Source organism: Flammeovirgaceae bacterium SG7u.111 (genome assembly GCA_034044135.1).
Lineage (GTDB): Bacteria > Bacteroidota > Bacteroidia > Cytophagales > Flammeovirgaceae.
In genome coordinates, this window is the sequence record CP139021.1 from 3,721,424 (window position 1) to 3,740,065 (window position 18,642).

Consider the following 18,642-nt stretch of genomic DNA (forward strand, 5'->3'; position numbering starts at 1 on the left):
TCTGTGTTATTCTTTGGTTATGATAAGTGGTATTTGAACATTGAATGATTGACGAACATTGTTTTCGTCAATAGTATCGGCAGCGCACATCAAGGCAATGGGGACGCCATCTTCTACCAGTACTTGCGGGCGCTCCAAATGATCGTATTTTTCAGTTCGGCCATCTTCCCACGTAAGACTACGATCCGAGATCATAAAATGCTTGGCTTTGTCCCACTGAATGCCATCTTCCGAATCATAGTGCACCAAGGAAAACACCCGTTTTTTACCTTCGTGTTTAATGTATTTTACGATGGCGCGGTACTTCCCATCTTGGTACCAGATGTACGGGTCTTCCGCTGGAAAGCGAACCCCTTCTTCTAAGAAAACCGGATCGGGATATTTTTTGAAAGGGCCTGTAGGAGAATCGGCAATGGCTACCATGTGCACAACAGGTCCGCCAGAAGGCAAGGGAAATTTTTTCCCCACCGCCTTATACACCATCAGGATTTTTCCATCTGCCATTTGGCAAACAGAAGGATTGGAGGTCATAAGGGCATCATGTGCCAACGAATCGCCATGGGTGATATCCAGCACGGGTTGGTCAAATCGTTTCCAAGGGCCATTTGGGCTGTCGGCTTCGGCAACCCCAATCCGCTGATTGTTCCGGTGATTCCAGTTGATCTTCGCTTTTCCGGGCACACTCACTATTTTTTTGTCCCCAAAATTCCCCATGTAGTAGAGGTAATACTTCCCGTTGAACTTATGGACAGTGGGGTTGTGCGTACAAGACCCGTCCCAAAACTCCTCGCCACGCTCTGGCAAAGCTAGATCAACAAATTTGTAAGGACCAAAAGGGGATTCGGAAACAGCATGAGCAATCTCGGAATAATTCACCCACTCCCAGCCTATGTTCTTAGGCCAACGGGAATAAAGCATGTGGTACAAGCCATCTTCCCCTTTCACCACACTTCCGCCCCAAATGCTCATCGTATCGCTCACAAAAACAGCTTGCGGGGCTACTTTTCCAAATTCGATCTTAAAGTCAGGGATTGCCTCAGTTTGGGGGGGTTCATCTTCCTTCTTTTCTTGAGAGGTGCAAGCGGCCAGGGAAATTCCTAATAAAAGAAGGAAGGTAATACGTTGTTTTAAACAAGCGATAGTCAGTATCTTGATTTTCATATTTGCGAAGTACTCGTTCGGTTTTTTGTGTTTGAACACATTTACAGTTTAAAACCGAAAAGATACCGCATATCGCTTGTATTCTCAATTCATACCTTTGCGCAGAAAAATACTAAGACATTCTCCCAACATTCTATGGCATATGAAAGTTTTTTGAATGTAAGGGTCTGTCATAGGGACTATTCCCTAAAATTCTTAAGTTTTACATGGAATATTTCAACTTCAAAAAATCAAAAAATTACTCTTCTAGCTTGAAGGTCTCATCAAACCTTGGCATATCGGCTTCTCTCCAGTCAATGCCCGTTTGTTCATCGTGAAACCAGCGTGGTTGCATATGTGTCTTGCTCCATTTTTCTCCTTCATCAACAAGTTCTTTCAATATTTCAGGATGTTCAGCACTCAAATCGTGTTCTTCACTGATATCCTCTTCTATGTTTATGAGTTTCCAAGTCTCTTGGTTAACCCTCAAGGCTTTCCACTGATCCCGACGAATCCCTACATCGCTATATCCCGTCCTGTGCCTCAACACATAAATCATCTCTCCTTTGTGGGGAGCGTTCCCCGCCTGAAAATCATCCCAAATATCGTTGCCATCCAATATTTTCCCTTCTGGAATAGCCGCACCAGCCAAACCTGCAAAGGTTGGATAGAAGTCGATTGCCGAAACTGGGTGATCGAAACGCTGACCCGCTGGGACATTTTCAGGCCAATGGAAAAACATAGGAACACGATACCCGCCCTCGTAAGCGCTTCCTTTCCCTTCTTTCAACGGATAATTTGTTGCTCCACCGTAGTCTAATTTACCACCGTTGTCACTCAAGAAAACAATCAATGTATTCTCATACTGCCCTGTAGCTTTCAGGCTTTCCACTACCTCACCTACCCCACGGTCAACTGCATGAACCATAGCGGCATAGGTTCTTCGTTTTTCATCCTCTATATGGCTGTATTTTTCTAAATCTTCTTGTTTAGCTTCCAAGGGAACATGTGGAGCATTATAGGCTAGATAAAGAAAAAATGGTTGATCGTCTTGAGCAGATTCTTTCACAAAACGAACAGCTTCGTGAGACAAGGCATCTGTCAGGTATTCGGTTTCTCGCACTTCTTTACCATTGTGTTCCAATGGCAAAAGGTATTCAAATATCACTTTACTGCCTGCTGCTTTTTGCTTCTCATATTTAGCAAAATACTCTTCGGGAAAATATTTATGACCTCCACCAAGAAAACCGTAAAAGTCATCAAAACCCCTACTGTTGGGATGATATTTAGGAACAGCACCCAAATGCCATTTCCCTACAGCTCCCGTACGGTACCCTGACTCCTGCAATACTTTACTTATAAAAGGTTCTTCTAAAGGAATGCCCTCTCCTATGGTTTCACTATTGGGCGGCAAATTAAACTGCGAGCTGATGGTATGAGGGTAACGACCGGTCATAAGAGCGGCACGGCTAGGCCCGCAAAAAGGGTGGCTCACATAGCCAGCGGAAAAAATAGTCCCGCTACTAGCAAGGCGATCAAGCTCAGGAGTTTTTATATCTTTAGCCCCGTTAAATCCCACATCCGAATAGCCCAAATCATCGCAAAGAATCAGAAGGATATTTGGGCGGCTCGACTCGGCTTTGGCTACGCTCTCTTTTTTGGTTTCATTGGATTTGCAACTTACAATGAAAAGCAGAAGAGCGGAGCAAGAGATTTTTATAAAAGTAGAAATTTTCATTCTTTGAAGTTTTAAAAATGGGAAGCCTCTTGCGCTACATAGCGCAAGAGGCAAATAATGAAGTTAGTTAGTAACCTTGGCAAGATTCCCTTTCCAACCCTGGTCAAACTGAAGCAACAACTTCTCGACTAGCTCAGGGTTTTCATCTGCAATATTTTTAGTTTCCGAAGGATCAGCTTTATGGTCAAAAAGCTCAACGTATACGGGTGCAACTTCTGGCTGTGTCCTATCTTTCCAGACAATGAGGCGGTAATTGTCTGTTCTCATGGCATAGCCCATTAGGTTGTTTTCAAACAAATCCCTGTCCCATTTCTCTTTTTGCTGGCTTATGATCCTTCCCTCTACTTCTTCTATGAGCGGACCAAAATATGTTTCCCTCATTCCTTGCGAAAGCGGGTTGGCTGCCCATTCTCTCAAAGCTGGGCTTGGAAACTGACTAAAAGCAGCATTTTTCCATTTCTTTTCGGGGCTGGAAAGTAATGGAACGAAACTCTGTCCTTCCAAATGGCTTGGCAATTCGATACCTGCAAGCTCGCACAGGGTTGGGTACATATCCACCAACTCCACCAAAGCTGGAGATTTTTTGCCACGGGTTTCAGTTGGCATATCGGGTGTCCAGATCATTAGCGGTACTCGGGTAGCTATTTCATAATTCGTTGCTTTCCCCCAAATACCCATATCTCCTAAGTGCCAACCATGGTCGCTCCATACAATGATGATGGTATTTTCTCTCACTCCGGCTTCCTCCAGCGTATCTATCATCCTTCCTATTTGCGCATCGGCATAGCTCACGCAAGCTAGGTAAGCATGCTTCAACGTATGCGCCATTTCACCGTCAATGTCACCTGATTTCGGGATTCCGTAACGCACTCTCAACTCAAAAGAAGGATGAAGCCCCATTTCCGCACCATTTTCAGGTCCTTCCATTTCCGATGCCAAAGGGATTTCCTCTCTGTCGTACATGTCCCAATATTTTTTTGGGGCAACCCAGTTTAGGTGCGGTTTTTTGAGTCCTAAACCAATAAAAAATGGTTTATCACCCGCTGCCATTTCTTTCATGGTAGCAATAGCAAGGTCGGTATTGTAGCCATCTTCGTAGGCATTGTCAGCCACATCGGCACTTTCATAAGCAGGGCCATTTCCCAAGCCTCTTTTGGCTGCATCGCCGTACTTGGCTATCATGTCTTTCTTGTTCTTCTTAAAAACCTCTTGGTTTTCGGGAAGGGCATAACCTCCGGGGAAACTCGGTTTTGGAACAGCTATTTTGGCTGGTTTTCTTGACCATGAAAGTTCGGGATCATTATATGCTCCGTGGTAAATTTTCCCTGCGTAAGCCGTTTCGTAACCATTAGCTTTGAGGTGTTGAGGAAGCGTCACGATATCTGGGTTGACATCTCGAAAATAGGTATAATTCTCGATCACATTGATAGTTTCTGGCCTAGCGCCCGTCATGAGGCTGGCACGGGAAGGGCTACAAATAGCCTGCTGACAATAAGCCCTTTCGAACAACAGCCCGCTGCTTGCGAGCTTGTCCAAGTTAGGAGATTTTGCTATTTCCGAACCGTAGCACCCTAGCTCGGGACGGAGGTCATCAATGGCAATAAAGAGGATATTAGGCTTTTTCTTTTGCTCTTCGGAAGGTTGTTTTTGCTGTTGGCAAGCACTTGCAAATAAAATAAGCAAAAGGAATGGATAAAGGATTTTCATAGTTGAAAGCTTAAAAGTGGATGATTTTGGTAAGATGCCTGCCCAAAGCTGTAATCCATTGCTATGGGCAGGCTCTTCTATTTCAGCTTAACCTATTCCCAAATGATTGGCATCCAAACCGTCATTTCGGCTTGACCTCTGTTACTCCATGCATAATAAGGCACGAATGAAACAGGGATTTTCTCCAACACAGGCTTTTTCAAGGTATAATACATTCCTTCATTTTTATCCTTTCTGAGCATCACATCCCCCTTAATGGTAGAAAGACCACCCAAAAAGTCTGGACGATATTCTGCTTCTAGCTTAGAAGACAATGGAAGGTATATATCCAAGATACTGGCTCCTTTTGGCAAGTCTGGAGATTCTACACAGTAAACAACTGGGCCTCTTTGTATGGCAACTTGGTTTCTTACTTCTTCTATCCTCTGATGACCTTCTACCAAGTTCACGTCCATAGGAAGCTCCAAAGCAACTACGTCACCTTTTTTCCATTTGCGCTCTATTTTGGCAAATTCGCCAGAAGTAATCTCAACACCGGCATCAGCTCCGTTTACAGTAATTTTAGCACTCTCAGCCCAGTTAGGGATTCTGAGCAAAAGCTCGAACGCATCTTTTTTACAATCTTCTACCGTGATTTTCACCGAGCCTTCCCAAGGGTAATTCGTTTCTTGCACAAGTTCGATTTCCGAGCCATCTAGCAAAGTTGTCTCCAGCTTGTTGCCGCCATAAAGGTTTACCGCAATCCCCTTTGCAGATTTGCTATATGCCCAGCCAGACACTTTTGCAATAGTCCTCACCAAGTTTGGAGGGCAGCAGAAACACGCCAAATAAGGCTCTCTTTTAGGAGATTCGGTCACATTCGCATGCGCATCGTAATCTCTGGTGTTGTTGACCATCCGCAACGGATTTGAATAGAAATAGTCTTTTCCTTCCAAACTAATACCAGAAAGTGCGCTGTTATACAACACCAATTCCATTACATCTGCATATTTTGAATCGCCATGAAGCCCGAGCATACGATAGCTGAACATTGAGTTACACACATTGGCACAGGTCTCGTTATATGCCGTCATGTTTGGCATCATGTACGCATCAATGAAGCCTTCTTGGATCATATCTCTGTGCGTTGAAGCTCCATAATGCGCTTGACCAACTGCACCGGTTACGTACATTTTTTTATCCGTGACGTTACTCCAAAGCCTGTCCAATGCATCAATTAATGCGTTTTCTCCAGTTTCAGCATACACATCGGCTGCGCCTGCATAGTAATACAAAGCCAATACAGCATGCCCGACCGCTTCGCTCGATTCTCTTAGGGCAGTACGCTCTTGTACCATATCGCCTATCGGATACCCTTTGGTAGTTGGGTGATCCCCTACTTTGTATTTACCACGATTGTTGATGAAAACCTCGGCTAGTTCCAAGTATCTCTTGTCATCAGTAGTTCTATAAAGCTCCACCAAGCCCATAATCTGCGTTTGGTTGAATCCGAAGCGACCGAATTGCTTCGTTTGCGGGCTGAAGATTGTGTAAAGAAGATCAGCGTGTTTGATGGCAATGTCTAAGAAATTTCGTTGACCCGTAATTCTGTAATGAATGCAGGCACTCGTAAGCAAGTGACCCGTGTTGTACATCTCATGAAACCTACGGTTTTCGTACCTATCTACATTGTCCCTCAGCTGTGTTTGAGTCTGCAAGTACCCATCCTTTTCTTGGGCTTTTCCTATAATTTCGATGTAGCCGTTAACTTCTTCCAACAATTTTTTATCTCCATTTTGGGCATACACGTACATTACTGCTTCCATGTACTTATAAAAATCGCCATCGTGCCAGTGCATTCCTTGGTGCTTCCCTTCTTTCAGCCCTGCGGCAATCTTAAAATTATTGAGGGCATGCCCCGTATCTCCAGTAAGAACTTCACCCATATACGGGAGCATGCTTTTTTCAAGAGTCTTGAACTTATCTGCCCAAAAACCCTCCGTCCATACGCAGTCTCCCATGTCTATGCTTTTCAGCTTCACATTTGGGCTAGCAGCATTATTGATAATTCCTTTTTGTTGGGCAAAGCTCAGCTGAGCCGCCATTATTCCAATAATAAAAACCAGTGTCTTTTTCATATCTGTATATTTCATTTTTCTACCTACTGCAACTCTTAAATTATTATCTATCTTAAAATCAGTTCTCTTTAGATCCGTTCCTGTATTTAGTCATCCGATCTACATCGTATTTTTCAAACTTGTTTTGAAGTAGCCACCTAGGCCGTCCCAACGTCATTTCCCAATCAAAAAGCTGCTTAAAAAGTACTTTAACTTTTTCTGGATGAACCGAAGCCAAATTGTTTTGCTCAGAAATATCTTTGCTGATATCGAACAATTCCGCTGGTCTGTCCGAATACCTGATCAGTTTCCAATCGCCGTCTCTTACCACCGCCCTTGTTCCTTTTTTCCAATAAAGCACTTGGTGGGGTCTTTCCTTGTTTTCACCTTGCAGGTAAGGTATCAAGTCCACGCCATCGATGTTGGCCAAAGTATCGACCTTGCCACCCGCCGCCGCAAAGAACGTGGGAAGCAAGTCGAGTGTGCTTACAGGGTAATCATAGTTGGTGTTCTTCTTAAGTTTTGCTGGCCAACTGATAAGGAAAGGAACTCTGATCCCTCCTTCCAAATGGTTCGATTTTGTTCCGCTCAGAGGGTTGTTCACAGAAGCGTTCTTGTCAGAAGGGCCGCCGTTGTCGTTTGTGAAAACAACTATCGTATTTTCGTCTAAGCCAAGCTCTTTCAATTTATCGAATACTTTCCCACATGCCCTGTCCAGCGCCAAGGTCATTGCAGCTACTTCTTGCCTTTTTCCCGTAAGCTGTGGAAATTGTTTCAAATCTTCTTCGGTCGCATCCATTGGCGTATGCACCGCATTGAAAGCTAAAAGAGCGAAAAAAGGCTTATCCTTATTTTTTTCGATGAAAATATTCGTTTCTTCAGCCAATACATCGGTAAGGTAGCCTTCGTGCTCGGCAAATCCACCAAGCCCTCTTTCAAGCCTGTTCAATGTTTCTGCTGGTGCTTTTTGGTAAGGAAAATAGCTCCTCGCTCCTCCCCTAAACCCGAAAAACTCATCGAAGCCTCTATTAGTAGGGTGAAACTTGTCCGTACCTCCCAAATGCCACTTGCCAAAATAAGCGGTAGCATATCCCATCGACTTCATATAATCTCCCATAGTCACCTCGCTCAGTGGGATGCCCATATTTGGGCCATCTTCGGCAGAAACTTCGCTCATAAAACCAGGTACATTATTTTCCTCAAATCCAAACTTCTGTTGGTACCTGCCCGTGAGGAGGCCAGCCCGTGAAGGTCCACAGACCGAAGCTGATACATAACCTTGGGAAAATTTCACGCTCTGGGTAGCGAACTGATCGAGGTTAGGGGTTTTCATTACTTTGCTCCCTTGGAATCCAAAATCGGCATAACCGGCATCGTCAATAAATATGAGAAGGATGTTGGGTTTGTCTTGAGCTGTGCCCAAAAGAGGACTTACCAAAAGGAAAATCAATGCAAGTATGTGTGTTGTTCTTTTCATTTATGTGTGTCTTTGACAAAAGGCTGCTGCCAAACTTGTTATTGGTAATTTTACAATTTCAAAATAAGGGAATTATACTGGCTAAGTATTGATGGAATTTACCCTGTGTTTACAGTATTTTACCTCTCTTTCGCCATTTGGAGGGAAAATGGGGTAAAATATTGCCAAATAACAAAAAAAGCCCGCCTACTTAAAGAGCAGACGGGCAGCCGGATTTACTAAACAATTGGTTAGTTTTCTTTAATCTCCATAAACTCAACTGGCGAGCCGTTGTGTGCTATAAATGCAACCCTTACTCCATCGCCAGGGGAAAATGTCTCAACTAATATTTCTTTACCCTCCAAAGCCTCTTCAATATTATCTACCAAAAAGGCCACATGCGGAAGAGTTCTAAACATCTCCGGCATTGGGCTGTCGGCATCAAACTTTATCCACTCGACCCCGAATTCATCTTTGCTAAATTCTGTATAATGGATTTTTCCCGGTTCATAAAAACCGTCCCAGTTTTTTTCTTCGGTGGTAGGGATTCCGATATGGCTAAATTTGTACACTGTCATAGTTTCTTGTTTTCATATTTTACAAGTACAAATAAACCCTTTATTACCGGCTATGAATTGATGAAAATTATCCTCTAATTACTGTATTTTACCTTTCTTTTTTGTAGTATTTGGTTTAAAGAAAATGTTCTAAAAAAGTAAGCCCATCTGCTCTCTGAAAGGTGGGCTTACTTTTTCTTAGGTCTATTAAACTTAAGAGTGCTTTAGGTGCATCTAAAGCCTATTGAGGCATAGTTCAAAAACCTCACATATACAAGCAAATAGACACTCGAAAACATTGTTAACCTTTTGGGCAACTTGGAATTATAGGCTATCTTGCAATAGAACCATAAGAAAAACAAAGGAATTGTCTGTTATACAAATGTTGTCAGTCTTAAAAAACTTGAAATGGTCAAATGTGATAACCATGAATTTGAACTTCTAAGTAAACTCGTGTTACCAATATTAGAGTCTGACCCGAACCGTTTCTCACATGCGATTACTCAATTGCAAAAAATGAGAGATGATCACGGATTAAAATTTGAAATTTCCGAACATCATACAGGTTTTGCCTCAATCCCTTTATCATTAACGTTTTTCAAAAAATCAAAAAGGTCGAAGAGCGAAGATCACTTTAGACTATCAAACATTTTCGTTCTCAATAAAGACGGACAACTCAAAGAATTAAAAATCTATATTATGGCGAACCTAATAATTGGAATCGCGATAAAAGATGAATTGAAAAACATTGATTCCTTGAGCCTAGACTATTCTAAAATGCGTCAAGATAAACCCCCAAAGAATCCGTATCTAGTATCAAATGCTGACCTAGAAGGAATGTTTGATAGAACTCCAGGTCTAATTGATTTCTTAGATTGTGAATTCACAAGCGAAATGTACAAGATAAATAATGAAACGTTATACCGGATCATTGCATTCGATGATTATAGATGCATTTGTATAAATTCAAAAAATCAGGTTTTCAAGGTAAACTTCAAGACTCCTATCGTTCAAAAACTTTTTCATAGTCTTCATGAGTTTGAGATTGCCCTTAAAGAAAATAATGATTACGTGTTTGAACTCTTTGGAGAAAAATCTAAAAATCATGTCAGTTAACAATGACTATAAAACACAAACTTAGCTAGCCGAAACGCAGGGCAAAAATCAAACCCTCATTACACAAAAAGCCCATCTACTTCAAAAGCAGATGGGCTTCAATATTTCTTACTATTGAATCTTACAAAGGCGAAAGCACAAATTCAAAACTATACTTGCCAGACTCGATCACGTATTGAGGCAGAGTATGTGATAATGTTCCGCCTAAGCCACTTTGAACTAGGTCTATATTCAAAGTATAAAACCGTTGTTCCCCCAAATCATAAGGATGTCTGGCTTCTTCAATGTTTTCAGCTGTATACGGCCAAATGGAAAACCCAAATTGTGAAGCTCCCGCAATAGTTATCCCCTCTTTTTTGTTTCCTTTGGCTAGTTTCAACCAACGAACATCCGACCTATTCCCATTCTCTTGCGGCATGGCATAGCTTGAAAACAACTCGCTAGTACCTGCACTAAACTCACCAACTTCGGCACTGCGCTTCCTATCCACATAGTTTTCGAAAGGGCCTTTTCCATAATAAGAAGCGTTACTGAGACTTTTTGAAACCCCCATGGTCATGCCTATCCTAGGCAGTCTTGGTAAAGACTCATCCGCATCCAAGTTCATTTTTACGGCAACTTTACCGTCAGCGTACACTGTATAAAAAGTTTCTAGTTTGATCTTTTTGCCAGCCTGTTGGGTTACATGTACTACCAAAGGCTTGCCTTCCTCGGCTATAGTTTTGACCGAACTAGTCTCTAACTTGGCAGCGAGGTTTTTCCAAGCTTTTCTTGACTTCCCAAAGTCTTTCGCATCTGCCCCCCTCACATCGTTATCAATAGGTGGGCGATAAAAGTTAGGCTGCAAAGGATTGACGATGTACTCCATTCCTTTTACCTTATAAGAAAACAGTTCACCGGTTTCTTTGGAAATAGAAAGCGAGAAACCTTTACCACTAAGCGCAAACTCTTGCTTGCTTTCTTCTACTTCAACAGCCGCTGAAGCGTTGACAAGTTCGACAGCTTTTTTCTCCTTTATCAGCAACTGCTCTTTGGCAACTTCGTACCCTTTTTTACACCACAATTGATCTTGCTTTTCGTGCAAGCTAATGCGGAGCCAGTAGTCGTTTTCTTCATTGAATTTGATCGATTTAAAAGGAATGGTCAGCAGAGCTGAAGCTCCAGCAGCGACATCAATTGAGGACAGCGCACCTTCCTGTAATACCTTTCCATTTTCCGAAACCGACCAACGAAGTTCATAAGCGCTCAAATTGCTAAATGCCAATCGGTTCAACACTCTCACTTGCCCCTTTTCAATATTTACCGTTTCAAAAGCAGCAGGTTGGAAAACGTATTTGCATTCCCAAGCATGAGGGTTCGGTGTGCGATCAGAAGCAAAGACTCCGTTGAGGCAAAAATTCTCATCGCTAGGCATATCTCCAAAGTCGCCTCCGTAGGCATAAAACTTCTCGCCGTTTTCATGCGTTTTTTCCAAGCCTTGGTCCACCATATCCCAAATAAAACCACCGATTAGGTTAGGTGTCACCCGTATCGAATCCCAATGATCGCCCAAGCCACCAATGGAGTTACCCATTGCATGCATGTATTCGCACATGATTATTGGTCGGTCGATATGAGGGCTTCTAGACATTCCCATCAACTGGCTAAGATCAGGATACATCCTACTGAGCACATCCACAAAATCGGGATCGTCCGGATTGGCATAGACAGGCCAGCTTGTCATTTTATAACCCACATCTGGAATCTCTACATAATGCGGATCGGTTGGATCGCCTTGTGCCCCTTCGTAATGGATGAACCTTGAAGGATCATAGTCTTTTATCCAACCAGCGGCTGCGGCAAAAGCAGGACCCGTACCAGACTCGTTGCCCATTGACCAAGAAATAACAGAAGGATTGTTTTTATCTCTTTCCACCATCCGAATAATTCTGCTAAGAATAGCAGCTGGCCAAGTCGGGCTATAAGGGATAAAACTTCCCAAATGATGGCATTCGATATTTGCCTCGTCCATCACATATAAGCCATAGTCATTGCAAAGCTCCAAGAAATACGGATCGTTGGGGTAATGCGATGTCCGCACGGCATTGAAGTTGAATTGCTTCAACAGCTCTACATCTTTTCGCATATCTTCCCTAGCAAGGGCTTTTCCACGCACAGGGTGATGATCGTGACGATTGACACCCATTATTTTTACTGATTTACCATTGATCAGCAACTCGTTCTTTTTGCTAAACTCTACTTTTCTAAAGCCAATTTTTTGGCTTCGTGCTTCAACCACCTCGCCTTTTGGATTAGTAACACTAAAAACCAATTTATAGAGATAAGGGTCTTCAGCTGACCATTTGCGAGGCATTCTGATGTTTGCTTCCATAAAGGCAAACTTGGGAATGTCACGAGGTGCCCAGCGTTCATTATATACCTTGTCGACAGAGGTCTTCAATGGATTTTCCAACACTTCATTTCCTTCGGCATCGTAAAGCATGGCTGAAATATTCCAGCCTTTCACATTCTCATCCTCTTTTTTCACCCATACACGAGGGCGGATTTCCAGTTTGGCATCGTGCAGGTTTGCATCGAACTTGGTGCGCACATAAAAATCGTTGAGCGCAACTTTGGGCTGAGCCAAAAGCATTACCTCTCGGTGAATCCCGCTCAAGCGCCACATATCTTGGTCTTCCAGATAGCTTCCATCGCTCCAACGGAAAACCTGAACAGCAATCCTGTTTTTCCCTTCCACCAAATAATCGGTGATGTCAAATTCGGCAGCCAATCTGCTGCCTTGGCTGTAGCCAATTTCTTTGCCATTTACCCAGAGATAAAAAGCGGAAGAGACCCCTCCAAAATGCAAAATAACAGACTGGTCATCCCAATCTGCTGGCAGGTCAAAATCTCTGAAATAACTCCCCACAGGGTTGTCCCTGTAAATGAAGGGTGGACGTGGAGGCTTAGGTCCTTTCCAGTCGTATTTGAGGTTAGGATCTAAAATATTTGGGGTAAAAGCGTAGGTTATGTTGGTGTAAATCGGCTGTCCGAATCCTTGCAATTCCCAGTTAGAGGGAACGTCTATATCGGCCCAGTCCCCACCTTCAAAGTCTTTCGCCATAAAATCCACAGGGCGATCTTCCGACTTCCCTACGTACTTGAACCGCCAAGTGCCGTTCAGCGATTTTAGGCGTGCATTTTCCCGGTCTCCCTTCAAAGCATCGGCTACATTCTCATAAGAATATGTAGGCACTCGTGAGGGCAATTTGTTTTTTTCAAACATCAACTCGTTTTCCCAATCGTTTTGGGCATGAGTGAGTTGGATACTAAAAGCGATAGTAACTAGTAATAATAAATATTTCATTCGTCAAGTTAGTTATGTCGGTAAAGGGCTCGTCAACCCTTTGCCTATTATAAAAAGTCTCGCAGTTCTTCCTTGAAACTTAGGAAAAACTTTGTTAATCCGTCAAAATCTCCGTCTTTAATTAGTTCCTTATGCAGCAAAGTGCTTCCCATTCCTGCTCCTACAGCTCCCGCCTCAAAAAATGATTTGATGTTTTCCAAGTTTACTCCTCCTGTAGGCAAAAGTTTGATTTGATTTAAAGGAGCCAATACATCTTTTATATAGCGCGTGCCTAGTTGCGTGGCTGGAAAAATCTTCACCGCCGTAGCCCCCAAAGACCAAGCTTTGTAGATTTCGGTAGGAGAATACGCTCCTGGGAAAATAGGAATTCCTTTGGCAACGGAAGCTTTGATAACCTCTTCGTCCATAATAGGAGTAACAATGAACTGTGCTCCTGCCCCAACAGCTTTGTTGAAATCGTCCATGGAGCAAACCGTTCCCGCACCTATCATAAGATCGGGGAATTCTTCCCTCAGCTTAGGGATCATTTCGGTTACCCCAGCCGTATTCATGGTAACTTCTAAGGTATAGAAACCTGCATCGGCAAACGATCTGGCGATGTTTCTGACTATTTCAAAGTCCATTCCCCTGATTATGCCTACCAGGGGTGCTTTTTTAAACTTTTCCCAAGAAAAGGATTCGTTATTTTCCATAAAGTGAAATTATTTTCTTTTGACCTATTAACAAGGCTTTTTCCAAAGCATTTCCTTCCAAAACAACAAGTTGATCTGGAGAAACAAGTTGGTCTAAACCTAATTTATAAAGACGAAGTATAGGATTTGGCGCCGCCAAAAATACCGGATTGGAGCTTCCTTTCAAATAGGCAAGCTCATCTCCAATGAGCAAGCCGCTCAGGAAAAAATAATTATCTTCCTTTATTTTATTTTTGATCAAATGCCTTGCCCTTACGGCAAACAAATTCGATGACATCTTCCCTTCCAACCCCAGATCCAAGCCTTCTTTAAAAGCAATTTCCCTTTCTGGCAGCCAGTCATTTGCAAGAACCGAATTGGACAAAAGACTGCTCTTGGTCAAAACCTCAAATAGCTCACCCGTCATGAAAGTTGTGAAATCGGTGAACTTCCCTTGCTCATAAATAACATGCTTGCTGTGCGTGCCTGGCAACAAAAGCGTTCCTTTTTGGTAAGTGGAAAGATGTTCTTCTAGCCCAATTGCTTGCACTTCTTCTCCTCGCATCATACCCGTTTCGCTTTTTGCTCCAGAGATGAGCAACACTTCCAGCCCATTGTGCAAATTCAAATGCTCCCACAACAGATTTTCTCCGCTCAAGCCCAATGGCATACTAGCGTAGCCCAACTCGTGAAGACCAATATTGGACGAAGCCATACCCGCTGAAACCACCAAATGCTCCCGGTGTTCTTCTGGGAGCATTTGAATTTGTTCTTTCAGGTATGTCGCAAAAAACTGGCCCTGATCTACCTCTTTTTGTTTTTGGAAAGCTTCGAAAAGAGCTTTGACTCCTTGGTTGGTCTTGTGCTCTGCCAGCACCTTCAGGGAATTTGTTTCTACTACCCTCAACCTAAAGTTGGAAGTACCCCAATCGCAGCTTATAAAAAAATTAACCAAACTCATATGTATCAGACCAGTGCTAAAGTTACTCTCTTTTTAATTAGATAATCATCTAGTGCGAAGGTAGAACAATCTACTCCAATTCCACTATTTTTTATACCTCCGTGGGGCAAATAAATATCAAATTTCAGCCCGTTGAGGTGGACTTCGCCAAATGCCAGCTTTTCAGTAAAATAAGCCAAAGTAGCTTTATCTGAAGAATAGACATAGGAAGCTAGCCCAGCATCGGTGTTGTTGGCCCATTCAATAACCTCTTCTTTTGTTTTGAAAGGTACTATGTTAGCCACAGGCCCAAATATTTCTTTCTGAAGAACAGGCGCATTCGGGTCGTCGAGACGGATTGCTGTTGGTTGGAAATAAAACCCATCTCCTACCATTTCTTCTCCGCCAAACTTCACTTCGCCACCTTGGCTTACCGCTTCTTTCACAATGCCAGAGACTTTTTCCACAGATCTTTTGTTGGTCAGCGGACCCATATCAGGTTTGTTCTCTTTCCCAAAACCAACCTTAGCAGCTTTGAACTTTTCTACGATACCTTCGGTAAAAGCGTCGATCACAGACTCGTGGATAAAGAACCTGTTAGGTGCTACACAAATTTGCCCAGAGTTCCCAAGCTTCAATGCAGCTCCGTGTGTAATTGCCACCTCCAAATCGGCATCGTCAAACACTATAAAAGGGGCATTTCCACCACATTCCATGCTATACCGTTTGATGGAAGTTTTGCTACTTTGCTCTATCAACTTTTGGGCTGTTTCCGTTGAACCAATCATGGTAATCAACTTTGGTATTTTACTCTCACACAAGGGAATACCTACATTTTGTAAATCTCCGCTTATGACTGTGATCACACCTTTGGGGAAATTAATTTCTGCACAAATCTCGCCTATAATATACGCCGAAAGAGGAGAGAATTCAGATGGTTTTAACACGATGCTGCAACCTGCTGCCAATGCTGGCCCTAACTTGAAACCAAGGTTGAGCAACGGGAAATTGTACGCCAAAAAAGCAACGGCAACGCCCAAAGGTTGAGAAACTATTTTATGTTCATGCGTTCCTTCTTTATCTTCTATGGGAAAGTCTTCTCGCTTCTGAATCTCATCGGCATAATAAGCTAGGGAATTGGTAATACTTGTAATATCCTCTTCTGTTCCTTCCCACACTTTGCCCATCTCGTGCATAATACTATTGCGAAGCAACTCTTCGTTTTCCAGAAGTTTGTCCCTAAGCTTATTTATCCACTCTACGCGCTCAGCTACCGGCAGCTTTGACCAATACTCAAACCCTGCTTGGGCGGAAGCCAATGCTCTTTCTGTATCTTCTTTGCTTGCCAATGCGACGCTTGCAACGGCTTTTTCGTCGGCAGGGCAGATCACCTCTTGCTTTGCATTTATAGACGAGTCGCAAAGCTCTCCATCTATGTATAATTTTTTATATCCGAAGTCCATGATATTATCTAACTATGTTTTATGTTATTGAAGCACCAGTGCTATTTTACTAAAATGGTTTAGTAATGACAATCAATGCTTTGTTGAAAAATAGGTTATGCTTTTTTTGATCAAACACTTAAAGACTAATAAAAACTACTATATGGGTTACTCTCTGAGGAGGTACTTGTGAAGAGCATCTTCATTGAATTCGAAGCCAAGCCCGGGCTTATCACTCACTTTTATTTCCCCATTTACTACCTTCATATCGCTACATGTCAACTCATCGCGTAAGCCATTTTCTGTTCGGTCATATTCCATAAAACAACCAGCTGACATCAACCGCCCAGGCATTGTATCTAAGTTACTAATAAAATGAGAGGCAGCGGCAATGGCTATCCCTGTACCCCATGTATGCGGCACTATTTCCACGCCATACACTGAACACAGTACTGCTATCCTTTTAGCCTCTGTAAGCCCTCCTGTAGCGCAAATATCTGGTTGCACAATATCAACCGAATTCGATTTTAGTAAAGTCTGGAAACCAAAACGTAGGTATTCGCATTCTCCACCCGAAATAGGAATATTGGTTTTTGACCTCAGCTCAGCGTACTGATCGTAATATTCGGGGGAAATAGGCTCTTCGAACCATGAGATATCATATTTTTCCACTGCTTGCGCAAGCTGAATAGCTTCCCTGAGGTTATAGGCATGGTTTGCATCTATCATCAGTTTCACATTTGGGCCAATCGCTTCCCTAATTTTTTGTACATTCTCGATGTCTTGCTCTATGGTAAGCCCAACCTTCATTTTCATGGCTTTGTAGCCTTGTTTCACATATTGCTTGGCTTCGGCAGAAAGCTTTTCGCTCATTTCACCACCATTGGTAAAATACATTCCCGTGGCGTAAGGAGTGATAGAATCACGCTTTTTCCCTCCTAACAAAAGGTGGACGGGTTGCTCCAATATTTTCCCTTTCAAATCCCAAAGCGCTACGTCTATAGCACTTATAGCCGAGACTAAAATACCACGCCTAGCAAAATCCAAGGTACGGCGGTACATCGTGCTCCATATCGTTTCTATTTGCAAAGGGTTTTGCCCAACAACAAAAGGAGTGAGAAGATCAACCCCTGCTTTTATCACGTTAGCAGGTCCATATCCTTCACCCCAACCCACATGACCTGTATCGCTTGTTATCTTCACAATGCAGATACGCCTTTCGGAATATTCCCACTGTGAAAAATAAAAGCTTTCTTTTAGTTTATCGGTTAAGATGAAACTTTCTATTGATTTGATTTTCATTTGATAAATCGGTTTCGGTATAAGATGAATTAGGATACACCATTGGAATAACCTAAAATGATAGTCGCTACTATAAGCATAAACAAGCCAGCCAACAACCAAGCAAAAGGACCAGATGCGCCCTTCCATTCTTTATTAAGATAAGCCCATACGTTACTTACCACAAGGGAAACTCCTAGCAAAATTGGCCACCCAATTACGGGACCCATATCTCCCATAAGTGTTGCGCCTTGCCCGTACACGCCAAGTGCGCCGAACCAAAGTAGCCCCGCTCCTATTGACCAAGCATAAGCTTTGGAAGAATTGGGCACTGAAAAGGAAGACCAAGTGTTGTTTTTGAAAAGCAAGAAGATGGCGTACCCAGCATTCATGATGTAAGCGCCCCAGAGCACAACTACCCAAATTGCTAAGCTACTATTTCGGGAAATAACTCCTGCAGCTTCGGCTGCCTGCCCTACTGGCTGCGCATTTACGAAACCTACATTGAGGAGCGCCGACAACACACCACTTACAATTGCGATGATTAGGCCTGTTTTGAGATTACTAGAAGAAGTGCCTTTGTCTTGCTGGGTAAGCTTGTCTTTTTTGATGCCCGCATAGGCTGTAATTGCTACGCCAACGATCATGACAAAAACCCCGAACATCACATAGGGGAAAGCTGGTAGACTTGTTACATTATCTATTTGAAAAAAAGGAATGAGGCTACCTACCGCCGAGCAAACACCCATCACTATTCCGTAGGTTAGAGAGATACCGATGAAGGGGATACTTTTTCCAAACATGATCCCGCCTATGCCCCAAAGGAATCCAAATAACATACCCAGCCAGATGGCTTGCGAAGGGGCATCGGCAATTACGCTGAACAGATCGGGGACAACCATCATTGCCCAAACGGTGGGGACAAGTACCATGGCGACTGTGGCGTGAACCAACCACCATGCTTCCCACTTGAGGGGGGACATAAATTTCATTCCAAGCCCAAAAGAACCTTGGAATATACTGGCGAATAATACTAGTAGTAAGGGTAGAAATGCAAATTCCATAGTCATATTTTTATTTCTTACAAAGAAAAGTCAATATGACAAAAACTGATTGGCTGAATTTACCCTACACTTACGCTATTTTACCCTA

General features: G+C 42.9%; 13 protein-coding genes. 1 reads left to right on the plus strand and 12 read right to left on the minus strand.

Translation table 11 applies throughout. From position 1 onward, the window contains the following. Positions 1–6: 6 nt before the first annotated feature. From R9C00_14440 to R9C00_14465, 6 genes are all read right to left on the minus strand, one after another. On the minus strand, positions 7–1,161 hold the full coding sequence (locus tag R9C00_14440) for a glycoside hydrolase family protein (GenBank protein ID WPO38656.1): 1,155 nt from the start codon (positions 1,159–1,161) through the stop codon (positions 7–9). A 238-nt stretch (positions 1,162–1,399) separates the two neighbouring features. Further along, positions 1,400–2,878 (minus strand): sulfatase-like hydrolase/transferase, encoded by a 1,479-nt coding sequence (locus R9C00_14445; protein WPO38657.1) that lies wholly within the window; start codon positions 2,876–2,878, stop codon positions 1,400–1,402. 63 nt (positions 2,879–2,941) lie between these two features. Further along, entirely contained in the window at positions 2,942–4,585 is a 1,644-nt protein-coding gene (locus tag R9C00_14450) for a sulfatase (protein WPO38658.1), read from the minus strand. Positions 4,586–4,677: 92 nt separating this feature from the next. Then, positions 4,678–6,702 carry a glycoside hydrolase family 127 protein gene (locus R9C00_14455; protein ID WPO38659.1) on the minus strand — a complete coding sequence of 675 codons (2,025 nt, stop codon included), beginning with the start codon at positions 6,700–6,702 and terminating at the stop codon, positions 4,678–4,680. Between the two features lie 58 nt (positions 6,703–6,760). Continuing rightward, the gene (locus R9C00_14460; protein WPO38660.1) at positions 6,761–8,158 is read right to left on the minus strand and encodes a sulfatase; all 1,398 of its coding nucleotides are present in this window, start codon (positions 8,156–8,158) and stop codon (positions 6,761–6,763) included. A 230-nt stretch (positions 8,159–8,388) separates the two neighbouring features. Continuing rightward, on the minus strand, positions 8,389–8,715 hold the full coding sequence (locus R9C00_14465) for a hypothetical protein (GenBank protein WPO38661.1): 327 nt from the start codon (positions 8,713–8,715) through the stop codon (positions 8,389–8,391). A gap of 432 nt (positions 8,716–9,147) precedes the next feature. Between R9C00_14465 and R9C00_14470 the strand changes: the two genes are divergently transcribed. Next, complete coding sequence (locus R9C00_14470; GenBank protein ID WPO38662.1) at positions 9,148–9,810, plus strand: hypothetical protein; 663 nt, start codon at positions 9,148–9,150, stop codon at positions 9,808–9,810. 121 nt (positions 9,811–9,931) lie between these two features. Here R9C00_14470 and R9C00_14475 read toward each other — a convergent pair whose 3' ends face one another. The 6 genes from R9C00_14475 to R9C00_14500 all read right to left on the minus strand — a co-directional run bounded on the left by R9C00_14475 (position 9,932) and on the right by R9C00_14500 (position 18,560). Further along, positions 9,932–13,156 carry a glycoside hydrolase family 2 TIM barrel-domain containing protein gene (locus R9C00_14475; GenBank protein WPO38663.1) on the minus strand — a complete coding sequence of 1,075 codons (3,225 nt, stop codon included), beginning with the start codon at positions 13,154–13,156 and terminating at the stop codon, positions 9,932–9,934. Between the two features lie 47 nt (positions 13,157–13,203). After that, positions 13,204–13,848 carry a bifunctional 4-hydroxy-2-oxoglutarate aldolase/2-dehydro-3-deoxy-phosphogluconate aldolase gene (locus tag R9C00_14480; GenBank protein ID WPO38664.1) on the minus strand — a complete coding sequence of 215 codons (645 nt, stop codon included), beginning with the start codon at positions 13,846–13,848 and terminating at the stop codon, positions 13,204–13,206. Then, entirely contained in the window at positions 13,838–14,788 is a 951-nt protein-coding gene (locus R9C00_14485) for a 2-dehydro-3-deoxygalactonokinase (GenBank protein WPO38665.1), read from the minus strand. The genes R9C00_14480 and R9C00_14485 overlap by 11 nt, the downstream gene beginning before the upstream one ends. A 5-nt stretch (positions 14,789–14,793) precedes the next feature. After that, on the minus strand, positions 14,794–16,230 hold the full coding sequence (locus R9C00_14490; GenBank protein WPO38666.1) for an aldehyde dehydrogenase family protein: 1,437 nt from the start codon (positions 16,228–16,230) through the stop codon (positions 14,794–14,796). A 147-nt stretch (positions 16,231–16,377) separates the two neighbouring features. After that, entirely contained in the window at positions 16,378–17,511 is a 1,134-nt protein-coding gene (locus R9C00_14495) for a mandelate racemase/muconate lactonizing enzyme family protein (GenBank protein WPO38667.1), read from the minus strand. Between the two features lie 29 nt (positions 17,512–17,540). Then, entirely contained in the window at positions 17,541–18,560 is a 1,020-nt protein-coding gene (locus R9C00_14500; protein WPO38668.1) for an L-rhamnose/proton symporter RhaT, read from the minus strand. Positions 18,561–18,642: the final 82 nt, after the last annotated feature.

Coding starts and splice junctions, on each gene's coding strand:
- R9C00_14455 (WPO38659.1), bottom strand. CDS start 6,702: ATGAAAAAGACACTGGTTTTTATTATTGGAATAATGGCGGCTCAGCTG.
- R9C00_14440 (WPO38656.1), bottom strand. CDS start 1,161: ATGAAAATCAAGATACTGACTATCGCTTGTTTAAAACAACGTATTACC.
- R9C00_14495 (WPO38667.1), bottom strand. CDS start 17,511: ATGAAAATCAAATCAATAGAAAGTTTCATCTTAACCGATAAACTAAAA.
- R9C00_14500 (WPO38668.1), bottom strand. CDS start 18,560: ATGACTATGGAATTTGCATTTCTACCCTTACTACTAGTATTATTCGCC.
- R9C00_14490 (WPO38666.1), bottom strand. CDS start 16,230: ATGGACTTCGGATATAAAAAATTATACATAGATGGAGAGCTTTGCGAC.
- R9C00_14480 (WPO38664.1), bottom strand. CDS start 13,848: ATGGAAAATAACGAATCCTTTTCTTGGGAAAAGTTTAAAAAAGCACCC.
- R9C00_14450 (WPO38658.1), bottom strand. CDS start 4,585: ATGAAAATCCTTTATCCATTCCTTTTGCTTATTTTATTTGCAAGTGCT.
- R9C00_14485 (WPO38665.1), bottom strand. CDS start 14,788: ATGAGTTTGGTTAATTTTTTTATAAGCTGCGATTGGGGTACTTCCAAC.
- R9C00_14465 (WPO38661.1), bottom strand. CDS start 8,715: ATGACAGTGTACAAATTTAGCCATATCGGAATCCCTACCACCGAAGAA.
- R9C00_14475 (WPO38663.1), bottom strand. CDS start 13,156: ATGAAATATTTATTATTACTAGTTACTATCGCTTTTAGTATCCAACTC.
- R9C00_14445 (WPO38657.1), bottom strand. CDS start 2,878: ATGAAAATTTCTACTTTTATAAAAATCTCTTGCTCCGCTCTTCTGCTT.
- R9C00_14460 (WPO38660.1), bottom strand. CDS start 8,158: ATGAAAAGAACAACACACATACTTGCATTGATTTTCCTTTTGGTAAGT.